Annotated in this window: 13 protein-coding genes and 1 pseudogene; 1 reads left to right on the plus strand and 13 read right to left on the minus strand. The window is 69.2% G+C overall.

Features of this window, described 5'->3' with window-relative positions:
* The 6 genes and pseudogenes from JGS39_RS30635 to JGS39_RS30660 all read right to left on the minus strand — a co-directional run.
* Positions 1-270 (minus strand): annotated as a pseudogene (locus JGS39_RS30635) (hypothetical protein); the annotation flags it as partial.
* Positions 271-490: 220 nt separating this feature from the next.
* Positions 491-1,348: a carbohydrate ABC transporter permease gene (locus JGS39_RS30640; protein WP_306083697.1), complete on the minus strand. Its 858-nt coding sequence runs from the start codon at positions 1,346-1,348 to the stop codon at positions 491-493.
* Positions 1,345-2,310 (minus strand): carbohydrate ABC transporter permease, encoded by a 966-nt coding sequence (locus JGS39_RS30645; protein ID WP_219572958.1) that lies wholly within the window; start codon positions 2,308-2,310, stop codon positions 1,345-1,347. The genes JGS39_RS30640 and JGS39_RS30645 overlap by 4 nt, the downstream gene beginning before the upstream one ends.
* A 138-nt stretch (positions 2,311-2,448) precedes the next feature.
* Positions 2,449-3,705 (minus strand): extracellular solute-binding protein, encoded by a 1,257-nt coding sequence (locus JGS39_RS30650; RefSeq protein ID WP_219572959.1) that lies wholly within the window; start codon positions 3,703-3,705, stop codon positions 2,449-2,451.
* Positions 3,702-5,138, minus strand: coding sequence for a sulfatase family protein (locus JGS39_RS30655; RefSeq protein WP_219572960.1), 1,437 nt, complete (start codon positions 5,136-5,138; stop codon positions 3,702-3,704). Before JGS39_RS30655 ends, JGS39_RS30650 begins: the two co-directional genes overlap by 4 nt.
* On the minus strand, positions 5,135-6,187 hold the full coding sequence (locus tag JGS39_RS30660) for a hydroxyacid dehydrogenase (protein ID WP_219572961.1): 1,053 nt from the start codon (positions 6,185-6,187) through the stop codon (positions 5,135-5,137). Before JGS39_RS30660 ends, JGS39_RS30655 begins: the two co-directional genes overlap by 4 nt.
* Positions 6,188-6,297: 110 nt before the next feature.
* Between JGS39_RS30660 and JGS39_RS30665 the strand changes: the two genes are divergently transcribed.
* A complete protein-coding gene (locus JGS39_RS30665) occupies positions 6,298-7,461 on the plus strand; it encodes an ROK family transcriptional regulator (RefSeq protein ID WP_219572962.1) in 1,164 nt (387 codons plus the stop codon).
* 227 nt (positions 7,462-7,688) lie between these two features.
* Here JGS39_RS30665 and JGS39_RS30670 read toward each other — a convergent pair whose 3' ends face one another.
* From JGS39_RS30670 to JGS39_RS30700, 7 genes are all read right to left on the minus strand, one after another.
* A complete protein-coding gene (locus JGS39_RS30670) occupies positions 7,689-9,677 on the minus strand; it encodes a hypothetical protein (protein ID WP_219572963.1) in 1,989 nt (662 codons plus the stop codon).
* Between the two features lie 72 nt (positions 9,678-9,749).
* Positions 9,750-10,421: a ThuA domain-containing protein gene (locus JGS39_RS30675; protein WP_219572964.1), complete on the minus strand. Its 672-nt coding sequence runs from the start codon at positions 10,419-10,421 to the stop codon at positions 9,750-9,752.
* Between the two features lie 87 nt (positions 10,422-10,508).
* Positions 10,509-11,480 carry a hydroxyacid dehydrogenase gene (locus JGS39_RS30680; RefSeq protein ID WP_219572968.1) on the minus strand — a complete coding sequence of 324 codons (972 nt, stop codon included), beginning with the start codon at positions 11,478-11,480 and terminating at the stop codon, positions 10,509-10,511.
* Between the two features lie 60 nt (positions 11,481-11,540).
* On the minus strand, positions 11,541-12,473 hold the full coding sequence (locus JGS39_RS30685; RefSeq protein ID WP_219572969.1) for a carbohydrate ABC transporter permease: 933 nt from the start codon (positions 12,471-12,473) through the stop codon (positions 11,541-11,543).
* 8 nt (positions 12,474-12,481) lie between these two features.
* Entirely contained in the window at positions 12,482-13,378 is an 897-nt protein-coding gene (locus JGS39_RS30690; RefSeq protein ID WP_219572965.1) for a carbohydrate ABC transporter permease, read from the minus strand.
* A gap of 95 nt (positions 13,379-13,473) precedes the next feature.
* Positions 13,474-14,778, minus strand: a complete 1,305-nt coding sequence (locus tag JGS39_RS30695; RefSeq protein ID WP_219572966.1) for an ABC transporter substrate-binding protein — start codon at positions 14,776-14,778, stop codon at positions 13,474-13,476.
* A 114-nt stretch (positions 14,779-14,892) separates the two neighbouring features.
* Complete coding sequence (locus JGS39_RS30700) at positions 14,893-16,029, minus strand: substrate-binding domain-containing protein (protein ID WP_308120802.1); 1,137 nt, start codon at positions 16,027-16,029, stop codon at positions 14,893-14,895.
* Between the last annotated feature and the right edge of the window lie 221 nt (positions 16,030-16,250).

The raw sequence follows: 16,250 nt of genomic DNA on the forward strand, positions 1-16,250 counted from the left end.
GATCCGTTCGGCCCCGCCGGAGCCGAGCGCCTTCCGGAACTCCGGGGTGAACCGCTTGGGCGACCCGGCCAGCGGAAGGCAGCCGTGGGAGCGGGCGGAGGCCGTCATGGCGCGGGCCTCGCTACTGGTCAGCGCGAACCGGGTGTCGACGTACACCGGCTTGCCGAAAGGGGCGAGCCGGGTGAAGTACCCGGGGTGGGTGCGGGCGTCGGAGGCGACGACGAGCAGGGCGTCGCACTCCGCGGCGACCTCCTCGGGGGTCGCCCGCAAGGGGACGCCGAGTCCGGTGACCTCGTCGGCGAAGGCTCCGATGCGGTCCCGGCCCAGCGGGAAGTCCTGCGCCGCCTCACCCTTCCAGGCACTGACGATCGTGCCGCCGGGGACGGTACCCGTGACGCCGTCCCCGAACAGGCGGACGAAGGAGGGCGCGCGTGCGGAGAGTCGACCCCGATCAGTCCGAAGCGCAGCGGGGGCGGCGCGTGCCTGGCGGTCATCCCTTGATCCCTCCGGCGGCGATACCGGCGACGATGTGCCGCTGCAGCACCATGAAGATGACGAGGCAGGGGATGAAGCTGACCAGGGCCGCGGACATGATGCCGGCCGTCGACACGGTCTCGGTGTTCAGGGTGGCGAGCCCGACGGTCAGGGTGCGTGCCTCGTCGGTCTGGCCCACGACAAGGGGCCACAGCAGGTCGTTCCAGTGCCACAGGAAGACGAAGATGGCGAGCGTGGCGAGGATCGGACGGATGAGCGGCAGGAGGATCTGCACGAAGGTGCGCCACTCGCCGGCACCGTCGATGCGGGCCGCGTCGAAGATCTCGTCCGGCAGATCGCGGACGAACTGGCGGATCAGGAAGACCGCCTGGGCGTTGGCGAGGGTGGGCAGCGTCAACCCCCACAGCGTGTTCACGCCCTCCATGCGGGAGACGAGGATGAAGGTGGGAATCAGGGTGGCCTGCATCGGCACCATCAGCGTGGCGACGATCGACCACAGCAGGGCGTTGCGCCCCGGGAACCGCTTGCGCACCAGGGCGTAGGCGGCCATCGACGCGGTGAGCAGAATGACCACCACCGACACGGCGGAGTAGACGAAGGAGTTCCACAGCCACAGGGGGAACTCGCCGACGTCGAAGATGCGGGTGATGTTGTCCAGGGTCAGCGAGCCGGGGATGGCGTGCGGGAGCGTCGGCGCGTCCTCCGGGGAAAGGGCGAGGACGACGACGGCCAGCAGCGGGGCGACGGTGAACAGAGAGATGACCGTCAGGGCGAGCGTCGGGCCGATCCGGCGACGGCGTCCGGAATGTCGCCGTTCCTTACCGAGGGTGGTGGACGGGAGGGTGGTGGTCACTGGGCGTCCTTTCCTTCGACGAAGCGCCGCTGGATGAGGGAGAGGATGAGCACGACGGCGAACAGGACCATGCCGGCCGCCGCGGCGTAGCCGAAGTCGAGGAACTTGAAGCCCTGGTCGTACAGGAAGTAGATGAGGCTGTAGCTGGCCCGGTTGGGTCCTCCGCCGGTCATCACGTAGATGGTGTCGAAGACCTGGAATCCGACGATCGTCTCGATCACGAGGACGAAGAAGAGTACGGGCTTGAGCAGCGGCAGGGTGACGTGCCGGAACGCCTGCCAGTTGCTCGCGCCATCGATGCGTGCGGCCTCGTGAACCTCGGCCGGCTGGGCCTTGAGGCCGGCCAGGAAGACGAGCATGGAGTAGCCGAAGCCCTTCCATACCGACACGAGGGCAAGACTGCCGAGGACGAGCCACTGGTCACCGGAGAGGAAGGGGACCGGGCCGAGACCGAGGCCGCCGAGTGCGGTGTTGAGCGGACCGTCGAGGTCGAAGATCCACGACCAGACGATGCCGGCCATGACGAAGGAGCTGAGGTACGGCACGAAGAGCACGGCCCGGAAGGTTCCGCTGAACCGCACGAGCTTGTTGAGCAGCACCGCGCCCGCCAGGGACACGACGATGATGAGCGGCACGAAGAGGACGACGTACGCACCGGTCGCGCCGAGGCTCTCCCAGAAGTGCGGATCGTCGAAGAGGCGGGTGTAGTTGTCGGTGCCGAGGAAGGTGACGTCCCCGTTGAGGCGGTACTGCGTGAGGCTCATGGCCCCCGCGCCCAGAACGGGAAGGAACTTGAAGACGCCGAAGATGACCAGCGTCGGCAGGACGAAGAGGATGCCGGTGACCGCTTCCCGGCGGCGCTGCCGGCGGCGGGCGTCCTGGCCGTTCGCGTCGGTGGGCGTCGTCCGGAGGCGGGACGGTCGGGCGTCTGAGGCTTTGCTCGGAAGAGTCTGCACGGACATGGCGGCCAATCAGGCGGGAAGGGTACGGGTCCGGGTGGCGTGCGGCCCGGTGACGGCGGCCGCAGCGCCTCCTCTTCGGTACGTCGTGGACGGTGCGCGACGCTTCGGTACGTCGTCGCTGCGCGGCGCTTCGGTGCGTCAGGCGCGGGACAGCAGGTCGCGGGCTTCGTTCGCGGCCTTCTTCAGGGCGTCCTCGGCCGACATGTCGCCGCCCAGCGCGGCCTGGATGTACGGGGCGAGGGCCGCCATCACCTGGCGGGCGACCGGCGAGGGCTCTCCGGGGTTGGCGTACTGGAGTGAGTCGTTCAGGGCCTTGAAGTCGGGCCCGCTGCCCGGCGCCTTCACGTCGGTGCGCGTGGGGAAGTTGCCCGCCGCCTTGTTGAGCGACGTCTGCATCGGCGGGGACGTCAGATAGGCGAGAACGTCGTACGCGGCCTGGCGGTTGTGGTCCTTGTTGATCGATGTCAGGGCCAGCAGACCGGGGTTGCCGTAGGTCGCCCGCACTGTGCTCCGGAGAGGCAGACCGAGGCGCACGTCGTCCTCGCCCAGCGCGGCCCGCATCTGGTTCAGCTCGGGCAGCGAGGTGACCGCGCGCATCGCCACCTTGCCCTCGGCGATCGGCGCGCCCTCCACGGCGGGGCCCGCGGTCGCGGCGTCCGCGGGGAGACCGCCGGCCTTCTTCAGATCAACCAGGAACTGCAGGGCCGAGACACCGGCCGGGGAGTCGAACGCGACGTCCTTGCCGTCCTTCGTGAAGACCGTGCCGCCCGCCTGCCACAGCAGGGGATAGTAGGAGAGGTTCAGCGTCTGCTCGGGGCTGCCGGCGTAGTCCATCACCGCTATGCCCTTCTTGGCCAGCACAGGGGCGGCAGCGAGAACGTCGCCCCAGGTGGCGGGCAGACCGAGACCGGCGTCGGCGAAGATCTTGGTGTTGTAGGCGGTGGCGTTGACGTTCTGGAACAGCGGGGCCCCGTAGAGCTTGTCGTCGAAGGTGGCGGCCTTGAGCGTCTCCGGGTAGAAGGACTTGCGGTCCGCGTCCACGGCCTCGTCAACGGGCAGCAGTCCCTCCACGCTTCGGTAGGTGGCCGCCTGATCCGGCGTGATCAGCGCGATGTCCGGCCCGGAACCCGCTGCGAGGGCCGCGGATATCTGGGCGTCCCGCTTGTCGAACGTCTGCAGCTCGATCTTCAGGTCGATGTCGGGATGCGACTTCTCGAAGCCCGACTCCGCCTGTTCCCAGAACTTCTTGCTCGCCACCTCGTCCTTGATCACCGGGTACATCCACACGGTGACCTCCGACTTCCCGTCCCCGCTGGAGGAGGAGCAGGCAGTGGCAGTGGCCGTCAGCACGGCGGCGGCGGTCATGGCCATGAGACGGAGCGGTGTGCTGCTCATGCGGTTTCTCTCTCTCGTTCTCGGACGGCGGCCGGGCCGGCGGTCACGCCGGACCGGCCGGGATCGGCAGGACGCTGTGGGGGCGCAGTCGCCCGGGCGAGGAAGGCGAGTGCCTCGCGGTGGCGGTCGCTCAGCGGATCGGCCGTGAGCAGGTCATCGCCGGTCTCGCTCATCCAGGCCAGCAGGGCGCCGGCCATCTCGAGCAGGACCGCGCCGTACGCGGGATCGGCGACCACGTTGCGGGTCTCGTGGGGGTCCTGGGCCAGGTCGTACAGTTCGACGGCCGTGCTGGAGGCGACGGAGGGGCCACGCAGGTCGGCCGGCAGGCTCCTGTGCACCCATGACTGGGTGGGGTCCATCGCGAGGGGAGCGTTGCTGAAGTTGACGATCAGCTTGTGGCCGGCGGACCGCACCGACCTCTTGGGGTCGTAGTAGATGTGGTGGTTGAGCTGACCGAAGGTGTACGTGCGCGTGGGAGCGCCCGTCTCGACGACCGGGACGAGGCTGTGCCCCGGAAGGTCCCCGGCACTCGGCAGTCCGAGCAGTTCCAGCAGGGTCGGCAGCACGTCGACGTGGCTGGCCTGGTCCGGTACCCGGCGCCCTGACCATCCGGCACGCCCGGGTACCCGCATGATCAGCGCGACCTCCACGCCGGGGTCGTAGAGGGTGCACTTGGCACGGGGCAGGGCCAGGCCGTGATCGGTGGTGAACACCACGACGGTGTCCTCGCGCAGACCGAGCGCGTCGAGACGGGCCAGGACACTGCCGACGCCTTCGTCCATGTGACGGACTGCGCCCTGCAATTCGGCGATCTCCTCGCGGGCGCCGGGGTCGTCCCGGAGGTACGGCGGGACCGTGTGGCCCAGTGAGTCGTCGGGGCGCACCGTCTCGCCGAGGAAGCCCATCACACCCGGCCGGTCCGCGTGCGACGGGGTGCGGTGCGGTTCGTGGAATCCGACCTGGAGGTAGAAGGGCCGGCCCGTTGCCGCCGCCCGGTCCAGAGCATCCGCCGTTCGTTCGACCACGACGTCGCGGTCGCCGCCGGTGCGCACCCGGTCGAATCCCAGCCGCGCGGCCACGACGTCGTCGGGCAGCACACGGGACTCGTGGTGCACCCCGACGAGTTCGGTCCGGTATCCGACCGTCCTCAGCCGGTGCGCGAGGTGGCTGCTCGGGTCGTTCAGGTCCCAGCCGAAGGGGTCATGGGTCAGCCCGAGCACACCGTTCGTCTGCGGATACGTCCCGGTGAACAGGGAGGCCCTGGCGGGGCTGCAGTGCGGTGCGGTGGCGAAGGCCGTCTCGAACAGGACCGACTCGGCCGCCAGCGCGTCGAGATGCGGGCTCACCACGGTGGGCACCTCGTAGGCACCCAGGAAGCGGCCGAGGTCGTGGCAGTGGAGAACGAGGAGGTTCGGGGTGGTGGTCGCGGTCATCCCATCCGCTCCAGGTCCGCGCGGCTCAGGGCGTGTACGAGCGGCTCTCCGCGGAGGTGTCTGCGGACCTCGTCGACCACGATCCGCCCGGCCCGCCGGCGGGAGTCGGCCGTGGCTCCGGCCAGGTGCGGGGTGAGCAGCACGTTGGGCAGGGCACGCCATCGGTCGCCCCCGGGAAGCGGTTCCGCGTCGAACACGTCGAGGGCCGCGTCGATCCGGCCCGGGGCGACCGCGTCGTACAGGGCGTCCATGTCGACGATCGAGGGCCGCGCCGTGTTGACGAACAGTCCGCCGTCGCGGATCGCGGCGATCTCCGCGGCGCCGATCAGCCCCCGGGTCTCGTCGGTGGCCGGCGCGTGCAGGGCGACCACGTCGCTGGAGGCGAGCAGTTCCGGCAGCGCGACACAGAAGGGGCCGAGGGGATCGGTTTCGGCCACGTACGGGTCGTACACCATGACGTCGGCACCGAGTGCCCGGCACGCCTCGATGTACCGCCGTCCGGTGCGCGAGGCCCCGACGACACCGATGACCGCTCCCCCGATCTCACGTGCGCGTTCGACCTCACGGGCCGCCTGCCAGGAGGCACCGGAACGCAGAGCGTGGTCCAGACGGTGAGTGCGGCGCAGCAGCGACAGGGTGAAGGTGAGGGAGAGTTCCGCGACGGCGGGCGCCATAGCGGCACCGGCCTGGGACACCGGGATACCGGTGGCCCAGAAGTCGTCGCCCACCAACGCGTGCAGCGAGGAAGCCGCGTGCATGACGAACCGCAGGTCGGGCGCGGCGGCCAGCCTGGCCGCGTCGAGCCGCGGGAAGCCCCAGGCGGTGACGAGGATCTGCACGTCCTCGGCCGCGGCCCGGAATGACTCCGGCGTCATCAGTTCCTTCGGTTCGATCTCCCGGACCTCACCGAGCGCGGCGAGGGCGCGCCTGATGTCCGGCGGGAAGAAGGCGCCCGTTTCGGCGGCGGGGACGCTCAGCAGGATGCGCGTCCGGCCGGACGGGCCGGAGCGGCCCCGCCCTGCCGATGTGGCACCGATCGATTGGCTCATGTGGCGGAAACTAGCCAGGCTGCGTTACTTTTGTCAATGACCGAATTAAAGTGCACCCCTGCGAGAATGCAGACTCCACGTGCCGAGCCGACCCGAAGGATCCGCCTGCGATGAAGCCACGCGCCGGGAGCAAAGCCCTGATCCGCGAGATCAACGAGGCCCTGGTCCTCGACATCGTCCGGGCCCACGGCCCGGTGGCGCGGGCGACGATCGCGACGCGTACGGGTCTGAGCGCCGCCACCGTCACCGGCATCACCGCCAAGCTCCTCCAGTCCGGCCTGCTCACCGAGTCCGACATGGTCCGGGGTGCGGCGGGCCGGCCGGCCCGTCTGCTCGAACTGGGCGGCGACACGGTCCTCGCCGCCGGCGTGCGCCTGTCGAGTACCGAGGTCTACGTGGTGCTGGTCAATCTGCGGGGCGAGGTGGTCGCCTCGCACCAGGAACCGCTGGGTACCACCACACGTCAGGACGTCGCGAAGACCATCGCGCAAGCGGTGGGTACCGCGACGGCCCGGCACGGATCCGCAGCGCTCATCGGCGTCGGTGTCGCCGTCTCGGGTGTGGTCGATCACGCGGGCGGGATGGTGCGCCACAGCGGATCGCTCGGCTGGGAAGGCGTGCCGTTGCGGGCCATGCTGAGCGAAACGCTCGATGTTCCCGTGGTCATCGACAGCTACGTCAACTGCGTCGCCGCCGGTCTCCTGCTGTTCGACACCGTCCTTGCCGGGCGGGATCTGCTGATCTTCAGCGTGGGCCCCAGCCTGGGGGCGTCCGTGGTCGTGCAGGGCCGCATTCACCGGGGCTGGAACGGCGCGGCCGGAGGCTTCGCCCACTCCCGCGTCGGCGGTGACCGCGGTGCCGCGGACCGGCCGTGCCACTGCGGCGCGGTGAACTGCCTGGAGACGTTCAGCAGCCACTGGGGCATCGTGCGCGAACTCGAGCGACGCCTCGAACCCACCGGGGACCTGGCGGAACGCGACGACGAGGTGATCGCCGAGGCCGCCGAGACCCTGGGCACCGCGATGGCGAACGCGTCGAAGATGCTCGGTCCCGAACACGTGGTCGCCGCCTTCACGAAGGAGATGAACCTCCCTGTCCTCGCCGGACGCGCGGAGGCCGCGTTCCGCCACCAGTACCACCACGAGAACACCCCTGCCCCCGACCTGGAGTTCACCTCTGCGGACCGGCCGGCTCTGGCCCGAGGTGCCGCCTACGTCGTCCTGGCACGCATGTTCACCGCGGACCTCACCGGTACGGGCACCCACGCCCACTGAGCGCCGGGCGAGCAGGCCGGCGCCTCGGGAACCGGAACAGGCGCTGGGCATCCCGGCCTGCGCCCGGCCGCCGAGGACAGGCCGGGGCAGGACACCCGCACCCGTCCCACCGATCGCCACGCAGAGCAGGCGGCCCTGGCCCGGGATCGCCGGAGGCCGCCGGGGTGACGTTCTCCTCGGCACCCCGGCGGCCGCCCGTGCGTCTCCTTCACGTCCTCATGGCTCGCTCAGCAGCGGCTGACGTCGATCCGGATCAGATTGCGCCCGCGGACGGCGTAGAACCTGCCACGCTCGTCCACCGCGGCTCGCGGGATGCCGTACCAGTCCGCGTCGAGCGCGACCAGGTCGGTGCGCGCGAACGTCTTGGGGTGGTAGCGGACGAAATCCGAGCTGGACGCCCCGTACACGTAGCCCCGATCGGCCAGCAGCGTCCCGTAGTTCGGCACCACCGGGCCATGGTCGGCGGAGTGGATCACCTTCCGGGTGCGCAGGTCGATCACGAAGAAGTCGCCCCTGTGGCACATGACGTACAGGTGATGGCCGAGCACGGTGAGGCCGGTGATGCCGGTGGGCTCGGACTGGGGCGTCATCCGCCACAGCTCCCGACTCCGGACCGGGTCCCACGCGACCAGGGTGCCGGCGGTCGCGGCGACGTTCTGGCCGCCGAGATAGGCCACGCCGTCGTGCGCGACGACGGCACGGACCATCTGGTCGTCATCGATCGGGTTGACGGCGACCGTGGTGGCGCCGCTCTTCGGGTTGTACGTCATCAGCGAACCGCCTGAGGCGTAGTCGGACTGCAGCCCGATCAGCATCAGCCGGTGCCTGTCGTCCCAGACGATCTGGTGCGGGCGGTTCTGCTCCGGCGGCAGATCGGCCAGCTTGCGGGCCCACTCGTCGTCGGTGCGCGGGTTGTACGCGAGCAGGCCGATCGCGTTGTACTGGGCGAAGTGGGCGGTGCCCTCGCGCAGCAGGACGTCCTTGGCCTCGCTCGTCGCCAGTACCCTGCTCTGCTTCCCGGTGCGCAGATCGTGCCGTGCCACCGCGTTCGTCCCACCGACGTACACGTTGTGCGTGTCGGCGGCTATGGACATCGCCAGCTGGGGCCCGATGGGGGCGCCCGCCTCGATCAGGTCCCATGAGGTGTCCGTGCCCGTGCTGGGATCGACTTCGAAGATCAGGCCGAAGGCCGAGACGACGATGACCTTCTCGTCGCGGGTCCACAGGCCCCAGATCTCGCCGAACGCGCCGTCCTTGGGCTTGATCTCGCGAAACGTCCCGGTGCTCAGAGTCAGTTCGATCAGCGCGGCGCCGTTGAAGTACATCTTGTCGCCGAGCTTGCGGGGCAGCCGGAGGAAGTGCTGCTCGCTCTGAAGGAGCGTGTACTGGGCCGGGTCGCCGGCGTCCATGACGGCGACCGCTGCGCCGGCGTCGGTGGTCGAGCACACATACAGCGTGCCGTCGTGGAGAGCGACGTCACGGACCTCCACCTGACCCGCGAACTCCTTCGGCAGGATCGATGTGATCTTCTTCGTGGCGCGGTCCATGACGAAGAGTCCGGCCTTGGTACTCGTCGGAGTGGCGCCGAGCGAGGCACCGGTGCCGATGTAGATCTTGTCCTCGGTCGCCAGCAGGCAGCGGATCATCGGTACGTCCGGATCGGGGATCGCGATCTCGGTGAGTTCACCGGTGGCCGGGTCGTACTGGCGCAGCTTGGGCTGCGGCTCCCGTCCGCCGAAGAAGATCTTGTTGTCCGGCGACACGGTGATCGCGTAGGGATCGAGGCCGGGGATCGAGTGGAGGTCCTCCTTGGGCGCGCCGTCCATGGAGAGATCGAGCCGGATGAAGCCCGGCCCCGGGGCGGAGTCGTACTCCCGGACCGCCGCGTACAGATACCGGCCGTCCGGGTCGACGGCGAGCAGCTGCGTACTGATCCCGGGCCCCTCGGTGACACTGGTGACCTTCGCGGTGCCGAAGTCGAAGCCGATGATCCGCATCGGATCGATGTTGCGCGAAGCGATGTACGCCTTGTCGCCCACCGGAATGGCAGCGGCGAGAGAGAAGTTGTTCACGCCCGGACCGAGGTCCGTGACCTGCACACCTGACCCCGGCGTCGCCCGGGCGTCGGTCGCGGTCAGGCCGGCGACGGCCAGCGCCCCCGCACCGGCGGCTCCCCACTGCATCATCTGACGTCGTGTGATCGATCCGTCCTGCATGGTTGTGTACTCCTTTGTGGGTTTCTGAGGATGCGCACGGGGAACCGACGGCTTTCCCCGTGGCCGGAGGGATCAGCCCGCGGCCCAGCGCAGGCCGCCCAGCAGATGGCCTCGGAAGGCCGGGTCGGTGTAGGCGTCGTCCGCGTGGCCCAGCGACGTGTAGAACGAGCGGCCGGCGCCGGACTCCTTGCACCACACCAGGGGGTGATCGGCGCCCATGGCGCCTCCCTCGTAGCCGGCTTCGTCGATGGTGGCGAGGACCTGTACGCCGGGGCGCCGCGGATTGCTCCGGAAGTCGTACCACTCGTCGTTCCAGTCCCACCGCGGCGGCAGATGGCGCATCGCCGGATGGCTCAGGTCCTCCACCAGCACGGTGCCGGACTGGAATTCCGGGTGGCCGGCGAAGCGTGCGCCGAGCAACTCCCCGTAGTACGGCCAGTCGTACTCGGTGCACGCGGCGGCATGGATTCCCATGAAGCCGCCGCCGTCCGAGGTCCAGCGCCGCAGCGCCGCCCGCCCGTCCGGGGTGAGCACGTCGCCACTGGTGGACAGGAAGACCACCGCACCGCGCCCCGCCAGCGAGGCGTCGGTGAAGACCGAGGGGTCCTCGGAGGTCTCGACGGTGAAGCCGTGCTCCTCCCCCAGCTCACGCAGAGCCGCCTGCCCGGCAGGGATCGAGTCATGGCGGTAGGCCGTGGTGCGGGTGAAGACGAGAACGTCCGACAGGCGGTCGGTCCGGGACATGCGGGCCCTCCGGGTTCTGACGCGTGGCGTGGTCGCGGTGATCGGCACTCTCGTGCGGCGGCGGCAAGGCAGCCGCCAGGATGCCGATCAGGCCGATGTGGTCAGGGCCGCCCGGGTCACGGGATACGCGAACTCCCTCCCGGTGCAGTAGCGTTCGACCTCGTCCAGCGCACTGCCGGTGATCCGCAGGAGCTCGCCGCCGAGCGAGCCGGCGATGTGCGGGGTCAGCAGCACGTTCGGCAGCGAGTACAGCGGCGAGGCCGCCGGCAGTACCTCGGGCTCGGTGACGTCGAGGACGGCGTGGATGCGTCCCGACAGCGCCTCGGCGGTGAGCGCCCCGGTGTCGACGAGGGAGCCCCGGCCCGTGTTGACGAGGGTGGCGCCGTCCCGCAGGAGCGACAGCCTGCGGGCATCCAGCAGGTGGTACGTCTCCGGCAGCGCGGGGGCGTGCAACGATACGACGTCGGAGCCGACCAGCAGTTCGTCGAGCTCGACGAGCCGGGCTCCCATCGACCGGGCCGCCTCGGGATCGAGGTGCGGGTCGGCCAGCAGGATGTCGAAGTCGTGGGGCCGGAGCAGCTCCAGCACCCTGCGTCCCACGAGGGACGCGCCCACCAGACCGATCGTCCTGCGGTAGTTGCCGAAGCCGGGGAAGTGAGCCGCCCAGTCCAGGGGGTTTCGGTGCTCCCGGTAGAGCCCGCCGATCTCCAGGACACGCTTGTTGGCGAAGAGGATGGCGGCGAGCGTGTATTCGGCGACGGGTACGGCGTTGGCGGCGGCCGCCGTGGAGACGAGGAGCCCGCGGTCCCAGCAGGCCTCCGTCACATGGTGTTTGACGCTTCCGGCCGCGTGCACGACTGCCTTCAGCATCGGCATGCGGGCGAGCACGGCGTCATCGAGGGGGCGGCATCCCCAGGAGGTGATCAGGACTTCGACAGCTGCCAGGTGGGGCACGTGGTCGAAGTCCTCGGCGACGACATGCGGATCGATGTCGACGAGACGGGTCAGGCGTTCGATCGCGGAGCGCGGGAAGAGGGCGTCCCGGTGCGGGCGGCCCATCGCGAACAGGGCACGCGGGCGGGGCGGATTGGATGACATGGGGTTCCTCGGGACGATGGCCTACTTGACGGCGCCGGCTGTCATGCCGGACTTCCAGAACCGCTGGAGCATCAGGAAGAGGACGACCAGCGGGACCACGGACACCAGCGATCCGACGATGGCCAGGAGGTAGTCCTGCGGGTGCCCCTGGGAGAGCGCGGAGGAGTACCAGACGTACAGCCCGAGGTTGACCGGGAAGAGGTCCTTGTCGGACAGCATCACCAAGGGAAGGAAGAAGCTGTTCCAGATCTGGGTGAACTGGAAGAGGAAGATGGTCACGAAGCCCGGCGCGATCATGGGCAGGGCGATCCTGCAGAAGGTCCTGAACTCGCCTGCCCCGTCCACGCGGGCGGCCTCGAGGACCTCGTCGGGGATGTACGAGGCGCTGAAGACGCGGGCCAGGTAGACCCCGAACGGGAAGACGAGGCCGGGGATGAACACGCCCCAGAAGGTGTTCACCAGACCGGCTTCGGCAGCGATCAGGTACAGCGGGATCGCCATCGCCGTTCCGGGCACCATCACGCCCAGCAGGACGAAGGAGAAGAGCTTCTCCTTGCCGGGGAAGTTGAGTTTGTCGAACGTGTACCCGGCGGCCACGCTGAACACGGTCGCCAGCAGCGAGCCGACACCGGCGTACAGGACCGTGTTGAGCAGCCAGCGCAGGAAGATCCCGTCGTCGACCTCGAACAGGTACGAGAGGTTGTCGCCGAGCGCGAAGTCCTTGCCCGGGGCGAAGCCGTTGGTGGCGAACAGGTCCTGGCGGCTCTTGGTGGACGAGAGGACCAGCCAGAGCATCGGCAGGAGTGTGTAGAGGGCGGCGAGACCCAGCATCGCGGTCACACCGGCTCTGGACAGCAGGACCGACGGACGGTTCCCGGGGCCGCGCCGGCCCGGCCGGGTCCTGTCGGTCCGCTCCGGGGCCGGATCGAAGCCGGCGGGGGCAACGCGTGTCATGGTCTTGGTCACGGCTTGCTCCTGCTGCGCGAAAAGCGGGTGACGAGGAATGACAGCAGCGCGGCGAACAGTGCGATGAGCAGCGAGGCCGCTGCTGCCAGTCCGAAGTCGTTGTGGGTGAAGGCAGCCGTCTGGACGAACATGTTGGGCGTCCAGCTGCTGCCGATCGAACTGGAGGCGCTGTAGATGACCTTCGGTTCGGTGAAGAGCTGGACCGAACCGATCACGGTGAACAGCACGGCCAGGGCGATGGCCGGGCGGATCATCGGCACCTTGATCGACAGTGCGGTACGGATCTGGCCGGCACCGTCGATCTTCGCCGCGTCCAGGGCCTCGGTCGGCACCGCCTTGAGGGCGGCGTAGAAAATGACCATGTTGTACCCGATCCACTCCCAGACGGCGATGTTCGCCGCGGAGAAGACCGCGTTGTCCGCCGACAGGAAGTCGATGTCGAGGCCGCCTGCGCCGAGGAAGTCGATCACCGGGCTCAGACCGGGCGTGTACAGGTAGACCCAGATGAGTGCCGCGATCAGACCGGGCACCGCGTGCGGGAGGAACAGGGCCAGCTGGAAGAAGGTCCGCGCCCTGGCCAGCGCCGAGTCCAGCAGCAGGGCGAGGACGAGCGCGCCGCCGATCATCACCGGGATGTAGATCGCCACGTACGCGGCGATGGTGAGGAATCCGCCGCGGAAGGCCGGGTCCGCCAACGCGTGTACGTAGTTGTCCAGTCCGGCGAAGACCTCTTCCGTACCACCGAAGCCGAGGCCGGAGGTGTGGGTGGTGAACAGGCTCATCCAGCCCGCGTAGACCAGTGGGGCGAGGGTGACGGCGGTGAAGAGGACGAAGAAGGGGGCCAGGAGCAGTGTGGCGGTGCGGCGCTGGGCGCGGGCTGACGGAGTTGTCATACCGGGCCTTTCTCGAGGGAGCGGGAAGCGTCGGGGGCGGGAGCCGATGCCGGCGCCGGACTGCGGTGCGGGCATCGGCTCACCGGTTTCGCGTACTACGGGGCGACGTTCATCCCGCGCCGCTTCATGTCCTTCACGGTCGCCTGCTGGGAGCCGGTGAGGACGTCGAAGAGCTTCACCTTGCCCTGGGCGACCTTCGGAAGCTGATCGACGATCGCCGTGTTCGTGGTCCCCATGACGGGTCCCCACGTCCAGCCGGGCCGTACCGCCGCGTAGGACTTGCTGCCCAGGGCGTACACGTCCTGGCCGCCGAAGTAGTCGGTGGGGAAGGCGGCCTTGGTGACCGGCAGGAGCTTGGGGTCGGCGGGGAACATGCTGCTGGTCCCGGAGGAGACCCACGCCTTCATGCCCGCGGGATCGGTGGTGATCCACTTGATGAACTCCTGGGCGGCAGCGCTGTTCTTGGCGCCCTTCGGTATGACGAACGAGGAGCCGCCGTACATGGCCGAGGCAGGCTTGCCGTCCCAGGTGGGCACGGGGGCCACCGACCACTTGCCCTTCTGGTCGGCGACGGTCGCCTGCTGTGCCCCTGCGCACCAGCTGGCGCAGACGTAGGCGACGGTCCGGTTCTGCTGGACGCTCGTCCAGAACGGGTCGAGCGAGCTCACCGAGGTGACGAGGTCCTTCCGGGCGAGGTCACCCCAGTAGTCGGCGACCTTCCGGGACGGAGCGTCGTCCAGCGACACCTTCCAGGAATCCTTCTCCGTGCCGAACCACTGCGAACCGGCCTGCCAGGCCAGCGCGGTCAGCAGCCCCGGGTTGTCCGTGTAGAGGACCCCGCCGCGGGCCTTCGGGTCCGCCTTCTTCACCTGCGCGGTCATGTTCCGGTACGCGTCCCACGTGCTGGGGACGCTGATCCCGTGGCTCTCGAAGAAGTCGTTGCGGTAGTACAGCATCAGCGGAGCCGCGTCGCGCGGAACGCCCCACGTCTGGCCCCCCAGCTCTACCAACTGCCTTACAGACGTGGGGAAATGGTCCTTGACCAGGGGTCCGAGCGAATCACTCAGCGGCTCCAGTTTGCCCTGCGTGGCGAACTCCGGCAGCTGCGGGTACTCGACGACCGCGGCATCCGGGGCGGTGCCGGCCTTCACTGCGTTCGTGAGTTTGGAGTAGTACTCCTGGCCCGAGGGAACCGCCTCGAAGGTCACCTCGATGCCCGGGTGGGTCCGGTTGAAGGCCTTCGCCACTTCGTCGGAGCCCTTGACGAAGGACCAGAAGGTGACCTTTCCGGTGCCCTTCTCCGCCGTGGAGGTCCCGCTGTCCGAGTCACCACATCCGGTGGCGAGCAGGCCGACAGCTGCGACGGAGCAGACCAGCGCTGTCAGTCGTCTACGAAACATGATGTGCCACCGATCGTTTGCTTGGGTGTCACCGCAATCATTCGTTACGTACGACAGCGAGTCAATGCATATGCTTTCGTTTTTTGGTTGTCGAAACCATATGGCATCACTTGCTCAGACGTCGCTCCGGCGGTCGGCACCGCAGGACGCGCGGACCCGCAGTTCCGGGCGGAGCAGGATCTCGGCCAGCGGGGTGGCCGGGTCGGAGAGCCGGCGTACCGCCAGGTCGAGCGCCCATGCCCCGACCGCCTGCTTGGGGGGTGCGACGGCGGTGAGGGGGACGTCGCTCAGCTCGGCGACCTCGTCGTCGTAGGTGACCACGGCCAGATCCTCCGGCACGCGCAAGCCGCGTGCGCGCAGGATGCCGACGAGCGCGATGGCATCGATGTCGTTGTGCACCAGTGCGGCCCGGACCTCGCCGGATTCCACGGCTCGGACCACTTCTTCGAAGCGCGCGTCGGCCGGAGCCGCATCACCGGTGGTGCTGATGAGGAACTCCGGCCCCGGCGTCAGCCCCATGGTCTTCACGGCTTCGGCGTGACCGGCGCTGAGAAGAGCCGTGTTGGGGCTTTCGATCCTGGCGACGAGGGCCACCTTGTCGTGTCCGAGCCCGGCCAGATGGCGCACCGCGAGGGCGGCGCCATAGGCGTGGTCGGAGGCCACCTGCTCCAGCCGGCCGGCCTGTATCCCGGCCCTGCGCTCCACCAGCACGGCCGGCACCTCAAGGGTGCTCAGCCACTGCTCGGCCTCCTCCAGCGGGCGCAGGCCCGGGTGCAGCATCAGCAGCAGGCTGTCGATCCCGCCTGCCACGAGTCGGCGGACCTGCTCCTGGTTCTCAGCCAGCGACTCCCCGGAGACGGTCAGCACGACGCGGACACCGCGCGCGCGGGCCGCGTTCTGGACGCCCCGGATCACCTCCGCGTAGTAGTAGCCGCCCGGTGGAACCACCAGCCCCACGGCGTACTTCTCCCCGGCGGGGACCGGGACGGGGGCCGAGGCCTCGGCGGGTACCGGAGCGGAAGCGTCCGGGGCCAGCGCCGTGGCACCGCCGTGCACCCGGTTCAGCAGTCCCTGGCCGGCCAGCTCCCGTACGTCCTGACGCAAGGTCACGGCGGAGACGCCCATCTCCTCCGCCAGCGCCTTCACGGTGATCGAGCCCTGGCGCTCCACCGCGCGCAGGATCGCTTCCCGCCGCTCGTTAGCCAACACCTTGAGTCCTCTCTCGATGACGAGTGAGGGGTCGTTCTTCACTCGACCATCGAAAGATATCAATCAAAGGTCAACGATGGCCTGGAGCAGCGGATCCCGTGGCGGAGTCAGTACGACGGCCTGTCCTCGATGGCGGGATCATGGATGTCGCGGTCCTCGGTCCTGCCGACGGGCACGGGGGCTTGTCGGCCGTCGTCAGGTCCCGCCGGGTGGAGATCCGGCTTGTCTTGTTCGGAGTTGACCAGGACGCCGTGGGGGGGGCG

Origin of the sequence: Streptomyces poriferorum (assembly GCF_019399235.1) — a bacterium.
GTDB classification, from domain to species: Bacteria; Actinomycetota; Actinomycetes; order Streptomycetales; family Streptomycetaceae; genus Streptomyces; species Streptomyces poriferorum.